The organism is Pseudomonas sp. AC070 (genome assembly GCF_979258635.1).
On sequence record NZ_OZ409871.1, the window covers coordinates 471,483 to 493,670 of the forward strand.

Below are 22,188 nucleotides of genomic sequence, written 5' to 3' on the forward strand. Positions count from 1 at the left end.
TCAGGCCTTGAGCAAGTGAGCAACGTGTTCGACGGCCATGCGATAGCCGTTGCTGCCGAACCCGGCGAGCACGGCCACGGCGATGCCGGACACGTAGGAGTGGTGACGGAATTCTTCGCGCTTGTGCACGTTGGAGAGGTGTACTTCGATCACCGGCAATTCGCTGGCCACCAGGGCGTCGCGAATGGCGACCGAGGTGTGGGTCCAGGCGCCCGGGTTAATCACGATGGCGGCGCAGCGGCCACGGCTCTGGTGAATCCAGTCGATCAACTGGCCTTCGTGATTGGTTTGTTCGAACTCGACGGTTAGGTCCAGCGCGCTGCCGGTGCGGCGGCACAGGTCGGCGATGTCAGCAAGGGTTTCGTGGCCGTAGGTGGCCGGTTCGCGGGTGCCGAGCATATTGAGATTGGGGCCGTTAAGCACCAGCACGGTACGGGGCATAAAAGCGTTCTCCATTTCTTATTGTTGTTCTGGCAGGCGAGCGGCCAAAAGCGTGTAGGAGAAAATGTACTAACCGGTTAATTCGGTCAATGGGCTGTGTGTAGGACGTTCGATAATCGACCAGTTTTGTGCAGGGCATTGCTTGGCGGTACCTGGCGTATCAGGTCGCCAAATGTTCCTTAAGGTTGTGTCGGATAAGTCGATATATTGCGCAGGAGCCAGCCGATAGAGCTGGCCTCCTCTGCCTCGTTTTTCTGGAGACTCCCATGTTTGGATGGTTGAATCAGGCGCTGAGCAATATCAGCGTCGGCGCAAAACTGGCCCTTGGTTTTGCACTGGTGCTGCTGCTGACGTTGTTGATCACGCTGGCCGGTTGGCTGGGGTTGAGTTCGGTGCTGGAGCGCGGCGACAAGCTGGCGGTCATCTCAAAACTGGGTGCGATGGCCCGTGACGTGCGCATCGCTCGTCTTAGTTACGTGCAACTCAGCGATGCCCCCCACAGCGCCGCCGTGCTGGAGAACCTCGACAAGCTCGACGCCGGAATTCAGCACAGCAATCAGATTATGAAAGCCCCGTACGACTTGGAGCTGCTCAAGAAAGTCAGTGATGCGAGCAGCCAGTACCGTCAAGCATTCAACCAAATGACCCAGGCCGTCGGCACACGCGAGGCGTTGCGCGGGCAGTTCGGTAAGTTTGCCGATGCGGCGGTAGCGGAGGTGGGCAAAGCGGCCACAGCTCTGCGTGCCGAGGCCGTGGGTGAAGAAAACGCTGAGCAGCATCAGCAAGCGCTCGACGCGCTGATTGCGCAAAACAGCTTGATTCAAACGGCTCGTTTCGAACTGCGCGGCTTTACCTACAGCGGCAGAGTCGAGCTGGAACAGCCTGCACTGGCAGCAATTGATCAGGCGCTCGGTAACCTGAAAACTCTGTCGGAAAAATTGCCCAGCGAGGCTGCCGGCTTACAAAAAGCCGCCGATGCCTTAAATGGTTACCGCGCCACCGTGAGCCAGTTCGCCGACGCGCTGGGCGCGATGGCTGCCGCCCAGACGGTGCTCGATACGCAGATCAAACAAATTTTCGATGCCTGTGCGCAGCTCACCGTGAGCCAGAACACCAAGCGCGACAACGAAGAACGCCAGGCCAAAACCATTTTGCTGGTCGCCTCCCTGGTGGCGCTGGTGCTGGGCCTGATTGCCGCACTGTTTATCACTCGCCAAATTGTCGGCCCGCTGAAAACCGTGCTGCGCCGCGTAGAGCGCATCGCTTCGGGCGACCTCAGTCACGACATCGAAACCCGTCGCGGTGACGAGCTGGGTCAGCTGCAAACCAGCATGCAGAACATGACCTTGGGTCTGCGTGAATTGATTGGCGGCATTCGCGATGGCGTTACGCAAATCGCCAGCGCGGCAGAGCAGCTATCTGCCGTGACTGAGCAAACCAGCGCCGGTGTAAACAACCAGAAAATCGAGACCGATCAGGTCGCCACCGCCATGCACGAAATGACTGCCACCGTTCAGGAAGTGGCGCGCAACGCAGAGGAGGCTTCCGAAGCGGCGAAAGCGGCGGACTTGCAAGCCCGTGACGGCGACCGGGTTGTCGGCGAAGCCGTGGCGCAGATCGAGCGCCTTGCTGTGGCCGTGGGCGACTCCACAGATGCCATGAACGAGCTCAAGCGCGAGAGCGACAAAATCGGCAGCGTGCTCGACGTGATCAAGTCGGTCGCTCAACAAACCAACCTGCTGGCGCTGAACGCCGCCATCGAAGCCGCCCGTGCCGGTGAAGCCGGCCGAGGCTTCGCCGTGGTCGCCGATGAAGTGCGCAGCCTGGCCCAACGCACGCAGCAATCTACCGAAGAAATTGAAGACCTGATCAGCGGCCTGCAAAGCGGCACACAGCAAGTGGCGAGCACTTTGGAAAGCAGCCGCGAGCTCACCGACAGCAGCGTGCAACTGACCCGCAGCGCAGGCGATGCCTTGGGCAGCATCACCCGCACGGTGTCAGCCATTCAGGCCATGAACCTGCAAATTGCCACCGCTGCCGAAGAGCAGACCGCCGTGGCCGAAGAGATCAACCGCAGCGTATTGAACGTGCGTGACGTTTCCGAACAAACCGCCGCTGCCAGCGAAGAAACGGCCGCCTCGAGTGTTGAACTGGCGCGTCTGGGTGGGCATCTGCAAAGTCTGGTTCAGCGCTTTCGGGTTTAAGGTTTTAGCTAGAAAAGCTCGCGGCTAAAGCCGCTCCTACAGGGGATTGCATTTCTCTTGTAGGAGCGGCTTTAGCCGCGATTGGCCGGGCCTGGTGGCGGCGTTGTCTGAGCTGAGATCAAAAGCTCGCGGCTAAAGCCGCTCCTACAGGTTTAGCCGCCCGCTATTTACCACCCGCCGCCACCGCCACCCCCACCGCCGCCGCCCGACGATCCGCCGCCGGAGGAACTGCTGCTGCCCGAGCTTGAGCTTGAGCCGGAGGAGGGGCTCGGCGGTGGTGTGGAGGCGCTGCTGGCGGCGGCGAGCAGGGCGCTCGTCATAGCCGCAGGCGTGGTGAAGCGGCTGCTATCGCGGTACCACGCTGGCTGATACGTCGGCTCGCTCCATTGCACGGCGCCGCTTTCTATGGCGGCGCTCAGGCGTGCGGTCCATTGTTCTTCCACGCCCAGCGCCATGGCGTAAGGCAGGTGCCGCTCGTACAAGGCGATGCTCATGGCTGGCGCATCGGCGGCACGGGCCAGGCTGTCGCTTTCGGCCAGTTGCAGGTAGTCGCGGTAGCCTTCCAGTGCATCCAGCGTCGCGCGACCTTCCACGGTTGGCGCCTCCAGCCAGCCACGGAACAGCACGATCAACGCCAGCATCGTTACCACGCTGACCGTGGCGATGGGCGAGGTGGTGTTGAACATCAGCACCAGCAGGCTCAAACCGCCAAAGGCAAATGGCAAACCGAACAGCAGCGGCACCACGCCGATGAATTGGCGCGGCGTGCCCGTCAGCATGCGCCAACCCCAAACGCTCAAGCCGACGCCGACGGAAATCAGCACGATGGGGAAAATGCTGAACAGCACCACCGGGTCGCCAAGCAGCCCCATCGCCACAAACGCCAGCAGTGCACCGAGCAAGCCGAGCCACCACGGTTTGCGGTTTTTGCTGAACAGTGTGTCGCCCCATTCGCTGAGTTTTTCGCTGTGGGCATCCAGCGCATTGCTCAAGGCTCTGACGTACTTCTCACCGACACGAATCTTCTTCGCGCCGCCGTCAAACAGCTTGTCGAACAGCGCCTGCTCGTGGGGCTGCGTCTGCGCATCCAGCTCTCCTTTGCTGACAATAAACGCTCGCCCGGTGGGTGAGTCGGCAATGCTCAGCACCTTGCGCCGCGCCAGGTCAGTCACCGTAATGGTCATGGCCTCAAGGTTGCTGAAGTCGGTGCTGAAGCCTTTGTTCCAGACGTAACCGGCAGCCGCCGGGCTGAGGCCTTTCGGCGCGTCGTAGCGGGGCACGATGATGCCTTTGGCGGGGTCGCGACCGACCTTGTTCCACCAGCGGTAGTAGTAGGTAAACAACCCCAGCGCAGCGAGCACGGCGACCAGCACGTTGAGGTTGTCCCATACCAACCTGGCCGCGCGCACCAACGCGTTGGGGCGCTTGACCAGACCCGCTTGCCAGTCCAGCGCAACGGTAAAGCCTTCTTCAGCAGCCAGCGGCTGGGTGGTCGCCAGTTTCACCACGTTGTCGCGCTGGCTCACCACTTCATAAGCACGGCCGCTGCGGTTACCGGTATAGCCGGTGTAGCCCGTCAGCTGATCGATACGCGCGCCTTCAGGCAGCTCGACCGTGGCGGTGGCCTGCATGATCGGAAACTTCCACTGGTTGCCGGTGAGGTTCCAATACAGCTCGTCTTTGTCGGCGGTGAAATGCAGCTGGCCATCCATGCGGTATTGCAGCTCGTACACGTGCTGGCCGGGCTCGACATATTCCTCCGGCGAACCCAGGTAATAACGCACGCCCCATTGCTGGCGTTCCTTTTTAAACGGCTCGCGGGTGCCGTCGCGCGTGACGCTCAGGAGGTCTACCGGCGTTTTACGCACCAGCCCGATTGGCAGGCTGTAGGTGGTGGGAATGTCGCGGTAGATGCCATGGCGAATTTCGTCGCCCGTGGCGGTCACTTGGATGCGCTCGGTGATCAGCAGGTTGCCGCTGGGCTCGACTTTGACGGTGATGTCGAAATGGTCGATGCGTTCTTTGTCGACGCGCGCGCTGCGCTCGAAAAGCGTTTCTGCCGAGACCTCTTGCGCCGCGTCGACAACAATCGTGTCGACCTCATCGTCAGCGGCGAACAACGGGCCAACGGGCAACAGGCAGCAACTCAGCGCAAGTACGCGCAACAGGCGAGCAGGCATATTCAAAACTCCATTTTTGGCGGCTGGGCCTGGCTGGCGTCGTCCAACGAAAAATACGCGGCGCCGGTAAAACCGAATACCTTGGCGATCACATTGCTGGGCACCGATTCCACCAGCACATTCAGCTCGCGCACCGCGCCGTTGTAGTAACGGCGGGCCATCTGAATATGTTCTTCCACCTCGCTGAGGCTGCGCTGCAAATCCAGAAATACGGCGTCGGCCTTGAGGTCGGGATACGCCTCGGCGCGGGCGAACACCTGCTTGAGCGTGGCAGACACCTGGCTCTCCGCCGCACCACGCTCCGGCGCGCCGGCGGCCTCAGCCCGTTGCGCCTGGCTGCGCTGCTCGGTAAGCGCCGCGAGTGTGCTGCTCTCGTAGGCCATAAAGCGTTTTACGCAGTCGACCAGCTGCGGAATCAGGCTGGAGCGGCGCTTGAGCTGCACGTCAATGTCACTCCACGCGGCGGCCACCCGCGCGCGGTTGAACACCAGGCGGTTGTAGCCGTAGATGACCCCGGCGGCCAACAGCCCCAGCGCCGCGCTTGCGGCCCACATCATCGTTCCCTGCATTGCCCCATTCCTCGTTGCGCGCTGGCGCGTATCTGGCTGGCGATCCTACTGCAAAAACGAGCGCAGTCGGTGGATTTGGGAATTGCCCTACGCCAGGGCGCTCTGCGTCGTAACGCCTCGTCACGGGCTTGTCCGTACGGTCTTGCTCCTGAAATTTCACGCCTCGAGCGGACACAGGAGAGCAACTACGATGGGCAAAGTTGAAGTGGTGTTGGTGGTGGCGGGCATGCTGCTGATGGCCTTGGCAGCAGCATTGTTGGTGGTGCATCGGCGCACGGCCGATTGTGTCGACCTGATCACTCAGCATTGCCACGACGCTGCGTTCGTTTATCAGGGCGGCGGCAAGCTGGCGCTGCTGCTGGCCTTTTCGGTGTTCCTGATCGCTGCGTTGCTGGGGCTGTTTCGTCATTCCGACCGCCACCAGCGCTAGCCGCTAACCGGACCCGGAAATGAAAAACCCCGGCGCGTGGGCCGGGGCTTAAGGGTTTCACTGCACGGTTCTTATTCGACCGCTTTAACCATATCTTCGATTACTTTCTTCGCATCGCCGAACACCATCATGGTCTTGTCCAAGTAGAACAATTCGTTGTCCAGACCGGCATAGCCGCTGGCCATCGAACGCTTGTTGACGATGATGGTTTTGGCTTTGAACGCTTCCAGAATCGGCATGCCGGCAATCGGCGAATTCGGATCGTTCTTCGCCGCCGGGTTGACCACGTCGTTGGCGCCCAATACCAGCACCACGTCGGCCTGGCCGAACTCGGAGTTGATGTCTTCCATCTCGAACACCTGGTCGTACGGCACTTCGGCCTCGGCCAGCAGTACGTTCATGTGGCCAGGCATACGACCGGCAACTGGGTGAATCGCGTACTTAACGGTCACGCCGCGGTGAGTCAGCTTCTCGGTCAGCTCTTTCAGCGCGTGCTGAGCACGAGCCACCGCCAGGCCGTAGCCGGGAACGATGATCACGGTGTCGGCGTTGGTGAGCAGGAAGGTGGCGTCATCAGCCGAACCGGATTTCACCGGACGCGCTTCTTTCGAACCGCCTGTGGCTGCCGCGTCGGTCGCCCCGCCGAAGCCGCCGCCAATCACGTTGAAGAACGAACGGTTCATCGCCTTGCACATGATGTACGAGAGGATCGCGCCGCTCGAACCCACCAGCGAACCGGCAATGATCAGCATCGAGTTATTCAGCGAGAAACCGATACCGGCCGCCGCCCAGCCCGAATAGCTGTTGAGCATCGACACCACGACCGGCATGTCGGCGCCGCCAATCGGGATGATGATCAGCACACCCAGAATGAACGCCAGCGCCAGCATCACCGCGAATGCCGTCAGGTTGCCGGTGAACATAAAGAACAGACCCAGCCCCAGCGTGCTCAGACCCAGAATCAGGTTGAGTTTGTGCTGGCCGGCGAACACCACCGGCGCGCCCTGGAACAGACGGAACTTGTATTTGCCCGAGAGCTTGCCGAAGGCGATGACGGAACCGGAGAAGGTAATCGCACCAATGGCCGCGCCGAGGAACAGCTCCAAACGGTTACCGGCCGGAATGGCGTCGCCCAGTTGCTTGACGATACCCAGCGACTGCGGCTCAACCACAGCAGCAATGGCAATGAACACCGCCGCCAGGCCGATCATGCTGTGCATGAAGGCAACCAGCTCCGGCATTTTGGTCATTTCAACGCGCTTGGCCATGATCGAACCGGCGGTGCCGCCGACCAGCAAACCGACGATGACGTAACCGATGCCTTGGGTGGCGATGTCGGCGCCCAGCTTGTAGATCAAGCCCACGGTGGTCAGTACGGCCAGGGCCATACCGAGCATGCCGAAGAAGTTACCGCGACGCGAAGTAGTCGGGTGCGACAGGCCCTTGAGCGCTTGGATGAAGCAGATCGAAGCGATCAGATACAGGGTCGTTACCAGATTCATGCTCATTACTTGTCACCCTCTGCTTTGGCCTTGGGCGCTTTTTTCTTGAACATTTCCAGCATGCGGCGGGTTACCAGAAAACCACCGAACACGTTCACGGCGGCCAGTGCCACCGCCAAGGTGCCCATGGTTTTGCCCAGCGGCGTAACGGTAAGCGCGGCGGCCAACATGGCACCGACGATCACGATGGCCGAGATGGCGTTGGTCACTGCCATCAGCGGGGTGTGCAGCGCAGGCGTCACGTTCCAGACCACGTGGTAGCCCACATAAATGGCCAGCACGAAGATGATCAGGTTGTAGATACCGGGGGAGATCAGCTCTTCCATTTTTCTAGTCCTCAGCCGTTCTTACGGACGACTTGGCCGTCGCGGCACATCAGGCACGCGGCGACGATGTCGTCTTCGAGGTTGACGTGGAACTTGCCTTCGCTGTCGATGACCAGCTTGAGGAAGTCCAGCAAGTTACGGGCGTACAGCGCCGAAGCGTCTGCCGCGACCAGGGCCGCCAGGTTGGTGTGGCCGACGATGGTCACGCCGTGCTTGACCACCACTTGATCCGCTTCAGTCAGCGGGCAGTTGCCGCCTTGGGCCGCCGCGAGGTCGATCACCACGGAACCTGGCTTCATCTGCTCAACGGTTTCGGCACTCAGCAACACCGGTGCCTTGCGGCCTGGAATCAGTGCGGTGGTGATGACGATGTCGGCCAGCTTGGCGCGCTCGTGCACGGCCACTGCCTGACGCTGCATCCACGACGCCGGCATCGGGCGGGCATAACCGCCAACGCCTTCGGCGCATTCGCGCTCTTCGTCGGTTTCGTACGGCACGTCAACGAACTTGGCGCCGAGCGACTCAATTTGCTCCTTCACCGCCGGACGCACGTCCGAGGCCTCGATCACCGCACCCAGGCGCTTGGCCGTGGCGATGGCCTGCAGCCCGGCAACGCCAGCGCCGAGAATCAGCACGCGAGCGGCCTTCACGGTACCGGCAGCGGTCATCAGCATCGGCATAAAGCGCGGGTAATGATGAGCCGCGAGCAACACAGCCTTGTAGCCGGCAATGTTGGCTTGCGAACTCAGCACATCGAGGCTTTGCGCGCGGGACGTACGCGGCGCGGCTTCGAGGGCGAAAGCGGTCACGCCGCGTTCAGCCATCTGCGCAATGTTTTCGCTGTTGAAGGGATTGAGCATGCCGACCAGCACCGCGCCGGACTTGAGCTGAGCCAGCTCGGCGGCATTGGGCGCCACGACCTTGAGCACCAGGTCGGCGCCCAGGGCTGCGGCGGCGTCGCCAATGCTGGCGCCAACGGCTTGATAGGCACTGTCGGGCACGCTGGCGCTAACGCCGGCACCGCTTTGTACAGTCACCTGATGGCCTTGGGCGATCAGCTTTTTAATGGTTTCCGGCGTCGCGGCAACCCGCGTTTCGCCAGTAAAGGTCTCGAGAGGAACACCAATGTGCACTTCAAATCTCCTGCGTGATCGTTTTTCAAAAAAACCAGAGCACTGCGGGTGGCGCACTGGGGTGGATCAGCACAATCCCTACTTGGCACCTCTTCGGGCAGCCTTGCGGTAGCGGGGCGCGGCATTTTGCAGGTGAACCGTAAGGCCATCAAGGAGTTCTGAAGGCCACCCTGGAGATAACTACAAGTCACGTCGTGACCCATCATTCTGTCTATCTCGCCGAAAGCAGCGGGTAACGCGGCTTGCAGCTTGTCGCCAGGCCGTTTGCGGCGGCATTGGCATCCCTGACGTGAATAACCGTTCATCAGGTCAAGACGGGTTAATGGCGAATCCGTTGCGTAGCTTGCTTTGTATTCCTAACTATCTGTTTATTATCGTAATTATCTGTTTTGTCGGCGGGTAAGCGACGGCAAAACTGTAGCTAGTGGGTTTGTTGACTACGGGGTCAGCAAATATTCACGGTTCCCTGCAAAAATCGCTGAAAGCCACGCGGTTATTGGTCTGCCGCCAATTTTCCACGCAACGTCGCGCATGCTTTTTATCAGGCTTATGTCGCTTTTTCGACTTTTTTTATCGCTACGTGAAGGTTGGAGGGCAAAAACGGCTCGTTTTTGGCTTTATTACCGGGTTAATTACCTGGCTGAATTGTAGGCAATAAGAGGTTTTGGTAGTGCGCTGGGCTGGCACCCACCTTTTTCCTGTAGGAGCGGCTTCAGCCGCGAGATTTTCAAATCCCTACCTGCTGCCCAACGCACGGGCATTGCCGGCTAAACGCCGGAGCTCGCCTCTCGATAGGCCTCGGCCTGCTCCAGCAGCCAATCGCGAAACGCCCGCAAAGCCGCCGTCTCGGTTTTACGTTCAGGAATCATCAGGTGATACGCCTTATCACTTACGCAGGCATGCTGCATCGCCACCACCAAGCTGCCTTCAGCCAACTCCCGCTGAATCAAAAACGGCGGAATCAGCGCGATGCCCATTTCATGCTGCGCCGCCTGCGCCAGCATCGAAAACAGTTCATAACGCGGCCCAGTCATGTCGCGTGGCACGCTCATGCCCAACGAGCCGAACCAGTGGCGCCAGGCGTAGGGCCGGGTGGTCTGTTGCAGCAGCGGCAAGGTGGCGATGCGCTCGGCGGTGAGCGTGCCGTCGCTCGGTAACAGGGCCGGGCTGCACACGGGAAGGGAGTTTTCCGGCATTAGAAAATGCGCTTCAGTGCCCGACCACACCGCGTCGCCGAAGTACACGGCCGCGTCGAATTCGGTGTCGGCAAACAGGAACGGGCGCGTGCGGTTGGTGAGATTCACGGTCACTTCCGGGTGCAAGGCCTGGAAGTGTTTTAGGCGCGGCAGCAGCCACTGCGTGCCGAAGGTCGGCACGATGGCCAGTTCCAGGCTGTTGGCGCCGTGCTGGCCCATCACCGATAACGTGTCGCGCTCCACGGCATCCAGTTGCGCGGCGACTCGGCGGCCGTAGCTGAGCCCCGCTTCGGTGAGCTGAACGCCGCGTCGGGATCGGCGGAAGAGGGCGATACCGAGGAAGTCTTCGAGGCTGGCGATCTGTCGGCAGATGGCGCTTTGCGTCAGCGAGAGTTCTTCCGCTGCTTTGGTAAAGCTCTGATGGCGAGCGGCGGCGTCGAAGGCGACGAGGGCGGCGGTGCTGGGGATTTTGCGGCGCATTGGCGGGCTCGTATGCGTTATGTGCACGATGAAACGGTTCAAAAAGCCGTTATTGCCTTTTCGGAGTGAGAAATTAGCACAGGTCTGTGCAAAAACCTCGTTTGCGCCAGGTGCGCTGGGCTGTCTAGAGTTAACTCATCGCCAGCCCCGCGCTGGACCGCACCCAACTCTTGAGGATTTCGCACATGGCTGCCAACGCTCGCTTCAACTGGGAAGACCCGCTGATGCTCGATCAGCAACTGACGGAAGAGGAGCGCATGGTGCGCGACAGCGCCCAGCAGTTCGCGCAGCAGAAGTTGGCGCCGCGCGTTGTCGAAGCGTTCCGCCACGAGCAGACCGATCCGAAAATATTCCGTGAAATGGGCGATGTGGGCCTGCTCGGCGCCACCATTCCCGAGCAGTACGGTGGCAGCGGGTTGAATTACGTGAGCTACGGGTTGATCGCCCGCGAGGTTGAGCGCGTCGACTCCGGCTACCGCTCGATGATGAGCGTGCAGTCATCCCTGGTGATGGTGCCGATCAACGAGTTCGGCAACGAAGCCACCAAGCAGAAATACCTGCCGAAGCTGGCCAGCGGCGAGTGGATCGGCTGCTTCGGTTTGACCGAGCCAGACCACGGTTCCGATCCGGGTTCGATGATTACCCGCGCGAAGAAAGTCGACGGCGGCTACCGCATCAGCGGCGCGAAAATGTGGATCACCAATAGCCCGATCGCCGACGTGTTTGTGGTGTGGGCAAAAGACGATGAGGGCGCCATTCGCGGCTTCGTGCTGGAGAAAGGCTGGCAAGGGCTGAGCACCCCGGCGATTCACGGCAAGGTCGGCCTGCGCGCCTCGATCACCGGCGAAATCGTGATGGACAACGTGTTCTGCCCCGAAGAAAACGCCTTCCCCGATGTGCGCGGTTTGAAAGGCCCATTCACCTGCCTGAACTCCGCCCGCTACGGCATCAGCTGGGGCGCGCTGGGTGCCGCTGAGTTCTGCTGGCACACCGCCCGCCAGTACACGCTGGACCGCAAACAATTCGGCCGGCCGTTGGCGGCCAATCAGCTGATTCAGAAAAAACTCGCCGACATGCAGACCGAAATCACCATGGCGCTGCAAGGCTGCCTGCGCTTGGGCCGCATGAAAGACGAAGGCACGGCGGCGGTGGAAATCACCTCGATCATGAAGCGCAACAGCTGCGGCAAGGCGCTGGATATTGCCCGCCTGGCGCGCGACATGTTGGGCGGCAACGGCATCTCCGATGAATTCGGCGTGGCGCGGCATTTGGTGAACCTGGAAGTGGTGAACACCTACGAAGGCACCCACGACGTGCACGCCCTGATCCTCGGCCGCGCGCAGACCGGCATCCAAGCTTTCTTCTGATTGCCGTAAACCTGTGGGAGCGGCTTCAGCCGCGATGTTTGTGATCTTCAAGAGCATCGCGGCTGAAGCCGCTCCTACGGTACTAAATATCCTGCTGCGAGATCCCCCATGCCCGGCGCTCTGTCTCATCTGCGTGTTCTCGATTTATCCCGCGTACTGGCTGGCCCGTGGGCCGGGCAGATTCTCGCGGACCTCGGCGCTGAGGTGATCAAGATCGAGCGCCCCGGCGTGGGCGACGACACCCGCCAATGGGGCCCGCCCTTTTTGAAAGACGCAGCGGGTGAGAACACCAGCGAGGCCGCCTATTACCTGTCGGCCAACCGCAACAAGCAGTCCGTAACGGTGGATTTCACCCAGCCCGAAGGTCAGCGCCTGGTGCGTGAGCTGGCGGTGCAGTCGGACATTCTGTTGGAGAATTTCAAGGTCGGTGGCCTGGCAGCCTATGGCCTGGACTACGCCTCGCTAAAAGCCATCAACCCGCGACTGATTTATTGCTCCATCACCGGCTTCGGGCAGAACGGTCCCTACGCCAAACGCGCCGGCTACGACTTTATGATTCAGGGCCTCGGCGGCCTGATGAGCCTGACCGGCAAGCCGGACGACGAGGCGGGCGGCGGGCCGGTGAAAGTCGGCGTGGCGCTTACGGATATCCTCACTGGCTTGTATTCCACCGTGGCAGTGCTCGCCGCGCTCGCCCACCGCGACAGCGGCGACAGAGAAAGCAGCGGCAGCGGCCTCGGCCAGCATATCGACATGGCCTTGCTCGACGTTCAGGTCGCCTGCCTGGCGAACCAGGCGATGAACTACCTCACCACTGGCACCGCGCCCAAACGTCTGGGCAATGCCCACCCCAATATCGTGCCGTATCAGGATTTCCCCACGGCCGATGGCGACTTCATTCTTACCGTCGGCAATGACGGCCAGTTCCGCAAATTCTGCGAAGTGGCCGGCCATGCCGAGTGGGCCGACGACCCGCGTTTTGCCAACAACAAACAACGCGTCGCCAACCGCGCGGTGCTGATTCCGCTGATCCGCCAGGCCACCGTTTTCAAAACCACCGCAGAATGGGTGACTGCGCTGGAGCAGGCCGGCGTGCCCTGCGGCCCGATCAACGACCTGGCTCAAGTGTTTGCCGACCCGCAGGTGCTGGCGCGCGGTTTGCGCGTGGAGGTGCCGCACAGCCTGGGCGGCACGCTGCCGCAGGTGGCCAGCCCGATTCGCCTGTCGGAAACACCCGTTGAGTACCGTCAGGCGCCGCCGTTGCTAGGCGAGCACACCGAGGCGGTGTTGCAGCGGTTGTTGGGATTGAGCAGCGCGGATATCGACACTCTGCGCAAATCTAGCGTGGTCTGAAACGCCGTTTTATTGCGGCTGAAATGCCCCCTGTTTTGTCGATTCAACATCGTTGATGTGAGATGGTGCGCGGCGTATTGTCAGGTCTTCCTCACCTGACGAGCGCTTGCGGAATGACCGATGAAAACCAACGCCCCGCCACCTCCGGCTTGCAAATCCTGCAAGCGCTGGTGGACGGCAATCTGCCCAATCCGTCCATTGGCGACACCATTCCCATGACCGCTCGCGCGGTCGAGTTCGGCAAGATCACCATCGAGGCGCGGCCTGATGACCGTCACCTCAATCCGCAGCGCATGGTGCACGGCGGTTTCGCTGCCACCTGCCTCGACGGCGCCGCCGGCATGGCGCTGTTTTCAACGCTCGACGACCGCACCGCTTATTCCACCGTCGACCTCGGCGTGAAATACCTGCGCCCGCTGAAAAGCGGCGAGCGTTATCAGGTCACCGGCTGGCTGGTGGAGCGCAGCAAGAGCCTGGCGATTTGCGATGCTCTGATTCGTGACAGCGCCGGCAAGCTCTGCGCCAAGGCCACCACCACCTTCATGATCAAGGGCTGAGCCATGCGCGAACTGCGATTGCTGGGCCCTGGTGACTTGCGCTGGGTGGACGTGCCGAGCCCAAAACTGGAAAACCCGGAAGCAGCGCTGGTGCGGCCTGTCGCGTCGGCTTCCTGCGATCTGGACCGCCGCCTCATAGCTGGCACCACGCCCTTCAAGCCGCCTTACGCCATCGGCCACGAGTGCGTCGCCGAGGTGCTGGAAGTGGGTTCGGCAGTCACCACGTTCAAGCGCGGCGATCTGGTGGCGGTGCCGTGGAAAATTTCCTGCGGAAAATGCCGCCAGTGCCTGAGCGGCATGACCATGGCGTGCAGCAGCGTGCCTCGCCACGCGGCGTTTGGTATTCCGGCCGGAGGCCATTGGGGTGGGCTGTTTTCCGAAGTGGTGCGCGTGCCCTACGCCGACGCCATGCTGCTGCCGTTGCCACAGGGTGTGGACCCGGTCGCGGCGGCCAGCGCCAGCGACAACCTCACCGACGCCTGGGTTGCCACCAGCACTCCGCTGGCCAGCCGTGACGATGCGCGTGTGCTGGTGGTTGGCGGCACGGAAAGCCTCGGCGTACTGGCCGTGCAAATGGCGCAGGCAGCGGGGGCAGGCAGCGTCGATTATCTCGACGACAACGACTATCGGCGCGGGCTCGCCGAGCGCTGCGGCGCGCAGGTAGAAGTGGGGTACGAGAGCAATCTGAATGAGCGCTACGACGTGGTGGTGTCCGCCACGCGCGACCCACGCGCCTTGCACAAAGGGCTGCTAGCCTTGGCACCGGGCGGCCACTGCTCATGCATCGGCATCATTTTCGACGACCCGGCCATTCCGCTTTTTGGCATGTACCTGCGCAACGTCACGCTATCGGTAGGGTTGTGCAACGTGCGCACGCACATCCCAAAAGTGCTCGATCTGGTGCAGCAGGGCGCGTGCGATCCGCTGCTGGTGTGCCCGGAAATAATCAGCTGTGACGAAGCGCCGATTGCGCTGATTCAACCCTTGGCCAAATGCGTGATGGTGCGCGAACGCATCACCTGAAAGCCGATCAGTTGAGGCGTTCGGCAAGCACTTGCATCACCCGGTGCCAGGCTTCCTGGCCTGCCTCGTCGGTGCTCGCTAATGCTTCACGAATGGCCTGGCGTTCATGGTCGCTGGCGCATTGCTCAACGGCTTGGCCGGTTTCGGTAAGGGCTAGGATTTTGAAGCGGTGCTGCAGCGGATCGCGGGTCTGGCTGACCAGTTCGCGCTCGAACAAATGCGTCATCGGCCGGTGCAGCGCCTGGTTGCTGACGCCCAGCGTGACGGCCAGATCGCCCACGGTAATGCGTTCGGCGCGGGCGATGATGTACAGAATGCGGTGATGCACGCGCGACAAACCGAGGGTGTGCAGATAGCGGTCGGCGTCCACCGTCAGGCCGCGAAAGCCGAAGTGCAGCAGCTCCAGCGACGTGTCCAGCGGGTCGAGCGGGTTCATGCGCACAGAGGCTGAGTTGATTTTCTTGTTGATGACCATGGGGCGCTCTCGCTAACGGTTAATCGCGGCGGTTTTTCGCTTCAATCCACTGCGCCATGTACTTGGTGCTCTTGTGCTGATGGTGGCGCAGCATCGCGCCGGTGAAGTTGCGCAACCGGTGCTCGGGCAGGGTAGCCAGACATGCCTCGATGCGCTGCATCAGCAACTCGCCAAACTGGCCACGCTCATAGCGCGCGGCAAGCAGCGCCCAGCCGTGGTCCTGCGCTTGTTGCCAGTGTGCTTCGTCGCGATACAGACGCACCGCCGCATCGGCGAAGGTGGCGGCGCTGGTGCAAATTTCGCCCGGCCATGGCCACTCGCCGTGCATGCCTTCCGCGCCAATCGGCGTGGTGACGTTTGGCGTGCCGCAGAGCATGGCGTCGGCAATCTTGCCTTTGATGCCGGCGCCGAAACGCAGTGGCGCCAGGCACACGCGCGCGGTTTCCATTACCGCCAAGGCATCCGGCGCCCAGTTCATGATGTGAAAACCCTGCGCCGGGTTGTGTAGCGCAGTGGCTTTGGGCGGTGTGTATGAGCCGTAGATCCGCAGCTGCGCCTGCGGCAATTGCTGGCGAATCAGCGGCCAGATGCTCTGTTTTAACCAGAGCACGGCGTCCCAATTCGGCGCATGGCGAAAGTTGCCGATGCTGATGAAATTCGCCCGCTCACTGAACGGCAGCACCCGGCGTGGTGTTGCATCCAGCAGCAGCGGGCAATGCACCAGCAGCGCGGCGGGCAACTGGAACTGCTCGCACAGCAGGGCGATTTCGGCGTCGGAAATCATCAGGTTGAGGTCGCAGCGATACAGCGCAGCAATCTCCCGTTGCGCGGTATCGCTGGCTGCCATGTGCCGATAAATGTCGTCGGCGTTCAGGGCGAAAAGCGCGTCGCACGCGTCACCATTGCCGGCCGCGATATGGGCTTTGAGAAGCTGCTGACGCGCATCGCGCAGTGACTGCAAATCAGCGGTTTCCAACACGCGCAGTGCCTGCGGGCATTGTTGCTCCACGCGCCAGCCGAACTGCTCTTCCATCATGAAACGGTCAAACAGCACCACCGCAGGGTTCAGCTCGCGGACGAACACATCAAAGCTTTCGTTGTTCAGCTCGATCACCTGCTCGGCGATGCCCAGCGCTTGCAGGTCGGCTTTGTGCTCGCCCTCGTTGGCCGGGCTAGCAAAGGTGATGTGCCAACCGCGCTGAACGAACAGCTCGAGCAGCTGCATCATGTGCCCGCCGGCCGCCGAGGAACGGGGTTCCGGCCAGACATAGCCGATAACCAACAAGCACTTGGGAGTAGGCGGGCGGGGCACGGCGAAATTCCTGGGCAGGCGAAAACGGCGGCCATTATGCGGCATCGCAACGGGGCGCTCTATTGGCCCTGGCGATGATATCCGACCGGCCCCACTATCGGGCTTTAATGCAAGGCATTATCATTTGCGCATTATTCTGATCGCGCGACATTCCCGCCCGCATGGCCGACCCCATTTCCCAACACGATCCGCACCCTGCTGCGCCGCTTACGGCCGAGCCGGCGCTGCGTGCGGATTTTCTGCGGGTGTTTTTGTCCGAACGCTCGCGGATGGAAGCGTTGGTCAGCCGCCGCGTCGGTTGCCGCGCTACGGCTGCCGACCTGGTGCAGGACTTGTTCTTGCGCTTCTGGCGGCGCCCCCAGGTGCAGGTGGAAGAGCTCAGCACTTACCTGCTGCGCTCGGCGCGCAACATGGCCATCGATCACCTGCGCAGCGAAACCTCGCGCACCCGCAACGAAACCGGTTTGCTGGCTGAACAACTGGCTGAACCCAGCGCGCCGGAAACGGCCCTGGACGCCAGCTACGACCTGCGCCAAGTCGACCTCGCGTTGCGTGCCTTGCCTGAACGTACGCGGCATATTTTCCTGCTCAACCGCGTGCACGGGCGCACCTACGGCGAAATCGCCAAAGCCATGCAGGTGTCCCAGAGTGCCGTGGAAAAACATATGATGCGCGCCCTCGACGCCTGCAAGGCGAGCCTGGAGTCGCCCGTTCCATGAGCCGTTCACACCCGCTGCGCGTTGTTGCCGACGACGCCCCATCGCCCGACCAAGTAGCCCTGAGCTGGCACCAGCGCCTGCTTGCGCAGCCCAGTGCAGCCGAGCGTGCGGACTTTGACCGGTGGCTTTACGCCGAGCCCGCCCACGTGCAGGCCTATGCCAATGTGCAAGCGCTATGGGCCGCCACCGAGCAGCCGGCGCAGCGCATGGCCGCCGAAGAAGCGGCGGCGCTGGCGCACTACTTGCGCGCCATGGACGCAGCGCCGCGTGCCCGGGCAAGCCGTTGGTGGCTGGGTTCGCTGGCCACCGCCGCCAGCGTGCTGCTGATGCTCGGCCTGCTGGGCTGGCAGCCGCAGCGGTGGCTGGACTCGGTGCGCGCCGACTACGTTTCGGCGCCGGGGCAATTGCGGCAAATCACCCTGGCCGACCAAACCGTTGTGCTGCTCGACGCCGACAGCGCCGTGCAAGTGCGCTTTACCGACCAACAGCGGCGTATCGAGCTGCTGCGTGGCGCGGCGTATTTCCACGTCAGCCACACCGGCCAGCCCTTCGTCGTCAGCGCGGCCGACGGTCAAGCGCAGGTGCTCGGCACGCAATTCGAAGTGCGCCTGCAAGAGAAGGGCGCGCAGGTGACGGTGCAGTCCGGCCGTGTCGGCGTTACCGCGCACCCCGGCGACACCGCGCAAGTGCTCAGCGCCAATCAACAAGTGAGCTACCAACACGGGCAGGCCGGCGCGGTGCACGGCATCGACAGCGACGCCAGCCTGGCCTGGCGCCAGGGTTGGCTGACCTTCTACAAAACCCCGCTCAGCGACGTGCTCGACGACGTGCAGCGTTACAGCCCCAACCGCATCGTGCTGCTCAACCCGGCGCTCGGGCAGCAACGCATCAGCGGCAGCTTCCCCAGTCAAGACCCGGAAAAAGTGCTCGACTCGCTCGCCAGCGTGGTCGGCTTCCAGCGTCAAACCGTGCTGGGGCTGACGCTGCTGCGGTAGGCGAGAAAAATAATTTAAGCGGACGGTGAGGTAATGCCCGTCGGCATCCGTGTAGTGCATGTAATTGCGAATTGATCGCAGCAAGCCCGGTGTCGGGTCACTTTCACGGATTAGGTGCTCATGACGTACGTAACGGTAGGCAAACACGGCCTCGGTCTTTCCCTGCTCCTGGCAGCCAGCGTGCCTGTACTGGTGCAGGCAGCCGATGCACCACCCGCCGCCACACAAGCGCGCTACAGCTTCGCCATCAGCGCACAGCCGTTGCCGCAAGCGCTGAGCGCCTTCAGCCGCGTCACCGGCTTGAGCCTGGTTTACAGCGACGACGCGCCCTACAGCCTGCAAGCGCCCGTCGTGAATGGCCAACTCAGCGCCGAGCAGGCACTGAGCCAACTGCTGCAAGGTTCCGGCTACACCTTCCGCCACAGCGATGCGCGCACCATCACCCTGCAGCGGGTGCGCAGCAGCGACGGCGCCATGAACCTAGATGCCGTCAACATCGACGCCAGCTCGCAGCAAGCAACCAGCTATCAACCGCCGCCCGCCAGCAAAATCATGCGCAGCGAAGCGCCCTTGCTGGAGATTCCGCAAGCCATCGCCGTGGTCCCGCGCCAAGTGCTGCAAGACCAGCAACCGCGCAACCTCGATGACGCACTGATCAACGTCAGTGGCATCACCCAGGCCAACACCCTCGGCAGCACCATGGACGCCGTAATGAAACGCGGCTTTGGCGACAACCGCGACGGCTCGATTCTGCGCGACGGCATGCGCACCGTGCAGGGCCGCAACTTCACCGCCAACGTCGAGCGCGTGGAAGTGCTTAAAGGCCCGGCCTCGATGCTGTACGGCATTCTCGACCCGGGCGGCGTGATCAACCTCGTCAGCAAAAAGCCGCAACTGCAGCAGTACAACGCCATCACCGCACGCAGCTCCACTTACGGCGATGGCAAAAACGGCAGCGGCGGCCAACTCGACAGCACCGGCGCCATCGGCGACACCGACCTGGCCTACCGCCTGGTCGCCGACTACGACGACGCCGACTACTGGCGCAACTTCGGCAACAGCCGCGAGAAAACCATCGCCCCCTCGCTCGCCTGGTTCGGCGACGACACCACCGTGAACCTGTCGTGGGAACACCGCGACTACGTCACCCCGTTCGACCGCGGCACCATCCTCGCCAATGGCGGCACCAAGCCGCTGGACATATCGCGCAAAACGCGCCTGGACGAGCCCTACAACAAAACCGAAGGCCGCTCCGACCTGGCCATTTTCGACGTGGAACACCGCCTCAACGACGACTGGAAAACCCACTTCGCCTACAGCTACAACCGTGACCGCTACGACGACTACCAAGCGCGGGTGACCCGCTACGTGGACGACAGATCGACGCGCCTAGTGCGTCGCCTCGACGGCACCCGCGGTGCCGTCAGCACCGAACACTTCGGCACACTCGACCTTTCCGGCGACGTGGAACTGGGCGGCCTGCGCCACGAAGTACTTACCGGCGTCGACCACGAATACCGCAAAATCTTCCGCGCCGACCTGCTGCGCCAAAACACCAGCGTGCGCTTCGACACGCAAAACCCGGTTTACGGCCAGGTGCCAGTGCCGACCACGGTAGTGGCCAGCGAAAGCGACCAGACCGACAAGGTCTACAGCCAGTCCGCGTTCCTGCAAGACTCCATACACCTCAACGACCAATGGATTCTCGTCGGCGGCGCGCGCTACCAGCTCTACGACCAACTGGCCGGCAAGGGCCGGCCGTTCATAAAAAACACCGACATCAACGGTCAGAAATGGCTGCCGCGCGTGGGCGTCGTGTACCAGTGGAACGACGAATTTTCCCTGTACGGCGGCTACAGCGAATCCTTCAAACCCAACTCCACCATCGCCACCTTGAACGGCACCGCCAGCATCAACGGCCTGGACCCTGAAGAAGGCAAAGCCTGGGAAGTGGGCGCCAAACTCGACATGCCCGGCCGCCTGACCGGCACGCTCGCCCTGTTCACCATCGACAAAGAAAACGTCATGGTCACGCAAAGCTACACAACGCCTTCTGGCGCGACCGACACCTTCGCCAGCGCCGCCGGCGCCGTGACCTCACGCGGCCTGGAACTGGACATCACCGGCCAGCTCACCGACCAACTCAGCCTGATCGGCACCTACGCCTACCTCGACGCCTGGGTCACCAAAGACCCGGCGCTGCAAGGCAACGACCTGGCCAACGTGGCCCGCCACACCGGCTCGTTATTCGCCGTCTACGACCTCGGCCAGATCCTCGGCGGCGACCGCCTGCGCCTCGGCACCGGCGCCCGCTACGTAGGCGAGCGCGCAGGTAACGCCGAAAACACCTTCACACTCCCCGACTACACCGTCGCCGACGCCTTCGCCAGCTACGACACCAAACTCGGCGGCAAAAACGTGAAGCTGCAACTCAACGTGAAGAACATGTTTGATAAGACCTACTACTCGTCGTCGACAAATGCGTTTTTGATTTCGATTGGGGATGCGCGGCAGGTTGAGGTGGCGGGGACGGTGGAGTTTTGAAGGGGGGGCGACAACGGAGAATTTGGACGGTGCGGGGTAAAGAGGCGTGCGACGCTTCTGGTTAACCGAGTAGTCCCGTGTAACTCGCGGAGCGGGTTGCTAGCGGTGCGGTCTCGAAAGGCGCAGAACCTCGGTGCTGCTCGCGAGTTCGGTGAAGTCGAACCCTGTTGCAGTCGAGAACCGCCCTCCTGCTTGAATGCATCCACGGTTAGGGTTGCGCCCAAGTGGCAGTGCCTTTCGCTAGAGAAAAAGTTGGTGCTGCCCCAATCCAACGGATTTTTGAGGGCGATGCACATGACTGAACCTGCCGTTTCGGCTGGCGCCACCCATGCACGTTTCGACGAGGTACTTGCCCTTATACAGGGCGCTCGCCAGCAGGCATTGAAAGCGGTTAACACCCAGCTTATCGAGCTGTACTGGCAAGTGGGCGCTTATATCAGTCGCAAGCAGGAGCGGGCTGAGTGGGGCGACTCTGTAGTGGCGCAACTGGCTGAGCATCTGGCGCTGACGCAGCCCACGCTGCGAGGATTTACCCGCAGTAATCTGTTTCGCATGCGCCAGTTTTATGAGGTTTATCGCGGTCAGGAGAAAGTCGCGCCACTGGCGCGACAATTGTCGTGGAGCCTTAACCAGATAATTCTCGGCCAGAGCAAACGGCCGGAAGAGCGCGAGTTCTACTTGCGTATGGCGGTGCAGGAACACTGGTCCAAACGCGAGCTGGAGCGCCAATTCAAAGCTGCCTTGTTCGAGCGCAGCGTCACCCAGCCGCCTCAGGTCTCGGCAATGTTGAGACAAAGCCAGCCCGCTGCGTTAGAGGTGTTCCGCGACGCCTATATGATCGAATTTCTAGGTCTGCCAAACGGGCATGCCGAGAGCGAGGTACACGACGGCTTGCTCGCGCGGCTAAAGGACTTCCTCAGCGAATTGGGTCGCGACTTCTGCTTTGTCGGTTCCAAATATCCCTTGCAGGTTGGCAGTCGCGATTTTGCCTTGGACCTGCTGTTCTTCCATCGCGGTTTGAATTGCTTGGTGGCAATCGAATTGAAAGTTGGCCGCTTCGAACCGGAATACCTCGGCAAGCTCGACTTCTACTTGGAGGCGCTTGATCGCGACGTACGCAAACCCCACGAAAACCCAGCCATCGGCGTGCTGCTTTGCGCGAGCAAGGACGACGAGGTGGTCGAGTACGCGCTGAACAGGTCGCTATCGCCCGCGCTAATCGCCGAGTACCAGACGCGTCTGCCGGACAAGCAATTGTTGCAGGCGAAGCTGCATGAGTTTTATGCGTTGGATGCGGGCAGGGAAGAGGAGAAGTAGAAGAGCTTGTTGGGGGGAGCCGCCAAATCCCGTCCAATAAAAAACCCGCACTAGGCGGGTTTTTT

The 22,188-nt window shown here is 61.8% G+C and carries 19 protein-coding genes; 10 read left to right on the forward strand and 9 right to left on the reverse strand.

From position 1 onward, the window contains the following. The gene (gene aroQ / locus ACZZ0Q_RS02005; protein WP_463540265.1) at window positions 1–441 is read right to left on the reverse strand and encodes a type II 3-dehydroquinate dehydratase; all 441 of its coding nucleotides are present in this window, start codon (window positions 439–441) and stop codon (window positions 1–3) included. 266 nt (window positions 442–707) lie between these two features. Between aroQ and ACZZ0Q_RS02010 the strand changes: the two genes are divergently transcribed. Next, window positions 708–2,645, forward strand: a complete 1,938-nt coding sequence (locus ACZZ0Q_RS02010; RefSeq protein ID WP_463540264.1) for a methyl-accepting chemotaxis protein — start codon at window positions 708–710, stop codon at window positions 2,643–2,645. 167 nt (window positions 2,646–2,812) lie between these two features. On the opposite strand, the gene ACZZ0Q_RS02015 is transcribed toward ACZZ0Q_RS02010, so the two are convergent. Next, window positions 2,813–4,825: a DUF2207 domain-containing protein gene (locus ACZZ0Q_RS02015; protein ID WP_463540263.1), complete on the reverse strand. Its 2,013-nt coding sequence runs from the start codon at window positions 4,823–4,825 to the stop codon at window positions 2,813–2,815. 2 nt (window positions 4,826–4,827) lie between these two features. Then, complete coding sequence (locus ACZZ0Q_RS02020; RefSeq protein ID WP_463540262.1) at window positions 4,828–5,394, reverse strand: LemA family protein; 567 nt, start codon at window positions 5,392–5,394, stop codon at window positions 4,828–4,830. Between the two features lie 190 nt (window positions 5,395–5,584). Here ACZZ0Q_RS02020 and ACZZ0Q_RS02025 point away from each other — a divergent pair, with 190 nt between their 5' ends. Next, window positions 5,585–5,824 carry a hypothetical protein gene (locus ACZZ0Q_RS02025; protein WP_463540261.1) on the forward strand — a complete coding sequence of 80 codons (240 nt, stop codon included), beginning with the start codon at window positions 5,585–5,587 and terminating at the stop codon, window positions 5,822–5,824. A 71-nt stretch (window positions 5,825–5,895) separates the two neighbouring features. Here the strand turns inward: ACZZ0Q_RS02025 and ACZZ0Q_RS02030 are convergent, their stop codons facing one another. From ACZZ0Q_RS02030 to ACZZ0Q_RS02045, 4 genes are all read right to left on the reverse strand, one after another. Then, window positions 5,896–7,332, reverse strand: a complete 1,437-nt coding sequence (locus ACZZ0Q_RS02030) for an NAD(P)(+) transhydrogenase (Re/Si-specific) subunit beta (RefSeq protein ID WP_122449483.1) — start codon at window positions 7,330–7,332, stop codon at window positions 5,896–5,898. Next, on the reverse strand, window positions 7,332–7,652 hold the full coding sequence (locus ACZZ0Q_RS02035; protein ID WP_108099125.1) for an NAD(P) transhydrogenase subunit alpha part 2: 321 nt from the start codon (window positions 7,650–7,652) through the stop codon (window positions 7,332–7,334). Before ACZZ0Q_RS02035 ends, ACZZ0Q_RS02030 begins: the two co-directional genes overlap by 1 nt. 11 nt (window positions 7,653–7,663) lie before the next feature. Then, window positions 7,664–8,785 (reverse strand): Re/Si-specific NAD(P)(+) transhydrogenase subunit alpha, encoded by a 1,122-nt coding sequence (locus tag ACZZ0Q_RS02040; protein ID WP_122493360.1) that lies wholly within the window; start codon window positions 8,783–8,785, stop codon window positions 7,664–7,666. 767 nt (window positions 8,786–9,552) lie between these two features. Further along, window positions 9,553–10,461 (reverse strand): LysR family transcriptional regulator, encoded by a 909-nt coding sequence (locus ACZZ0Q_RS02045; RefSeq protein ID WP_463540260.1) that lies wholly within the window; start codon window positions 10,459–10,461, stop codon window positions 9,553–9,555. A gap of 185 nt (window positions 10,462–10,646) precedes the next feature. On the opposite strand from ACZZ0Q_RS02045, the gene ACZZ0Q_RS02050 reads away from it, so the two are divergent. The 4 genes from ACZZ0Q_RS02050 (at window position 10,647) to ACZZ0Q_RS02065 (ending at window position 14,761) form a co-directional block, all read left to right on the forward strand. After that, window positions 10,647–11,828: an acyl-CoA dehydrogenase gene (locus ACZZ0Q_RS02050; RefSeq protein ID WP_463540259.1), complete on the forward strand. Its 1,182-nt coding sequence runs from the start codon at window positions 10,647–10,649 to the stop codon at window positions 11,826–11,828. Between the two features lie 108 nt (window positions 11,829–11,936). Then, window positions 11,937–13,181 (forward strand): CaiB/BaiF CoA transferase family protein, encoded by a 1,245-nt coding sequence (locus tag ACZZ0Q_RS02055; protein WP_463540258.1) that lies wholly within the window; start codon window positions 11,937–11,939, stop codon window positions 13,179–13,181. A 113-nt stretch (window positions 13,182–13,294) separates the two neighbouring features. Further along, entirely contained in the window at window positions 13,295–13,738 is a 444-nt protein-coding gene (locus ACZZ0Q_RS02060; protein WP_463540257.1) for a PaaI family thioesterase, read from the forward strand. Window positions 13,739–13,741: 3 nt separating this feature from the next. Then, window positions 13,742–14,761, forward strand: a complete 1,020-nt coding sequence (locus ACZZ0Q_RS02065; protein ID WP_463540256.1) for a zinc-dependent alcohol dehydrogenase — start codon at window positions 13,742–13,744, stop codon at window positions 14,759–14,761. Window positions 14,762–14,768: 7 nt separating this feature from the next. Here the strand turns inward: ACZZ0Q_RS02065 and ACZZ0Q_RS02070 are convergent, their stop codons facing one another. Beyond that, the gene (locus tag ACZZ0Q_RS02070) at window positions 14,769–15,236 is read right to left on the reverse strand and encodes a MarR family winged helix-turn-helix transcriptional regulator (protein ID WP_463540255.1); all 468 of its coding nucleotides are present in this window, start codon (window positions 15,234–15,236) and stop codon (window positions 14,769–14,771) included. Window positions 15,237–15,255: 19 nt separating this feature from the next. Then, a complete protein-coding gene (locus tag ACZZ0Q_RS02075; RefSeq protein ID WP_463540254.1) occupies window positions 15,256–16,548 on the reverse strand; it encodes a glycosyltransferase in 1,293 nt (430 codons plus the stop codon). Window positions 16,549–16,709: 161 nt separating this feature from the next. Between ACZZ0Q_RS02075 and ACZZ0Q_RS02080 the strand changes: the two genes are divergently transcribed. The 4 genes from ACZZ0Q_RS02080 (at window position 16,710) to ACZZ0Q_RS02095 (ending at window position 22,123) form a co-directional block, all read left to right on the forward strand. Continuing rightward, window positions 16,710–17,267, forward strand: coding sequence for an RNA polymerase sigma factor (locus ACZZ0Q_RS02080; protein WP_463540253.1), 558 nt, complete (start codon window positions 16,710–16,712; stop codon window positions 17,265–17,267). Further along, window positions 17,264–18,262, forward strand: a complete 999-nt coding sequence (locus tag ACZZ0Q_RS02085) for a FecR family protein (RefSeq protein WP_463540252.1) — start codon at window positions 17,264–17,266, stop codon at window positions 18,260–18,262. The genes ACZZ0Q_RS02080 and ACZZ0Q_RS02085 overlap by 4 nt, the downstream gene beginning before the upstream one ends. 120 nt (window positions 18,263–18,382) lie before the next feature. Next, a complete protein-coding gene (locus ACZZ0Q_RS02090) occupies window positions 18,383–20,806 on the forward strand; it encodes a TonB-dependent siderophore receptor (protein WP_463540251.1) in 2,424 nt (807 codons plus the stop codon). Window positions 20,807–21,100: 294 nt separating this feature from the next. Further along, window positions 21,101–22,123: a PDDEXK nuclease domain-containing protein gene (locus tag ACZZ0Q_RS02095; protein WP_463540250.1), complete on the forward strand. Its 1,023-nt coding sequence runs from the start codon at window positions 21,101–21,103 to the stop codon at window positions 22,121–22,123. Window positions 22,124–22,188 lie beyond the last annotated feature (65 nt).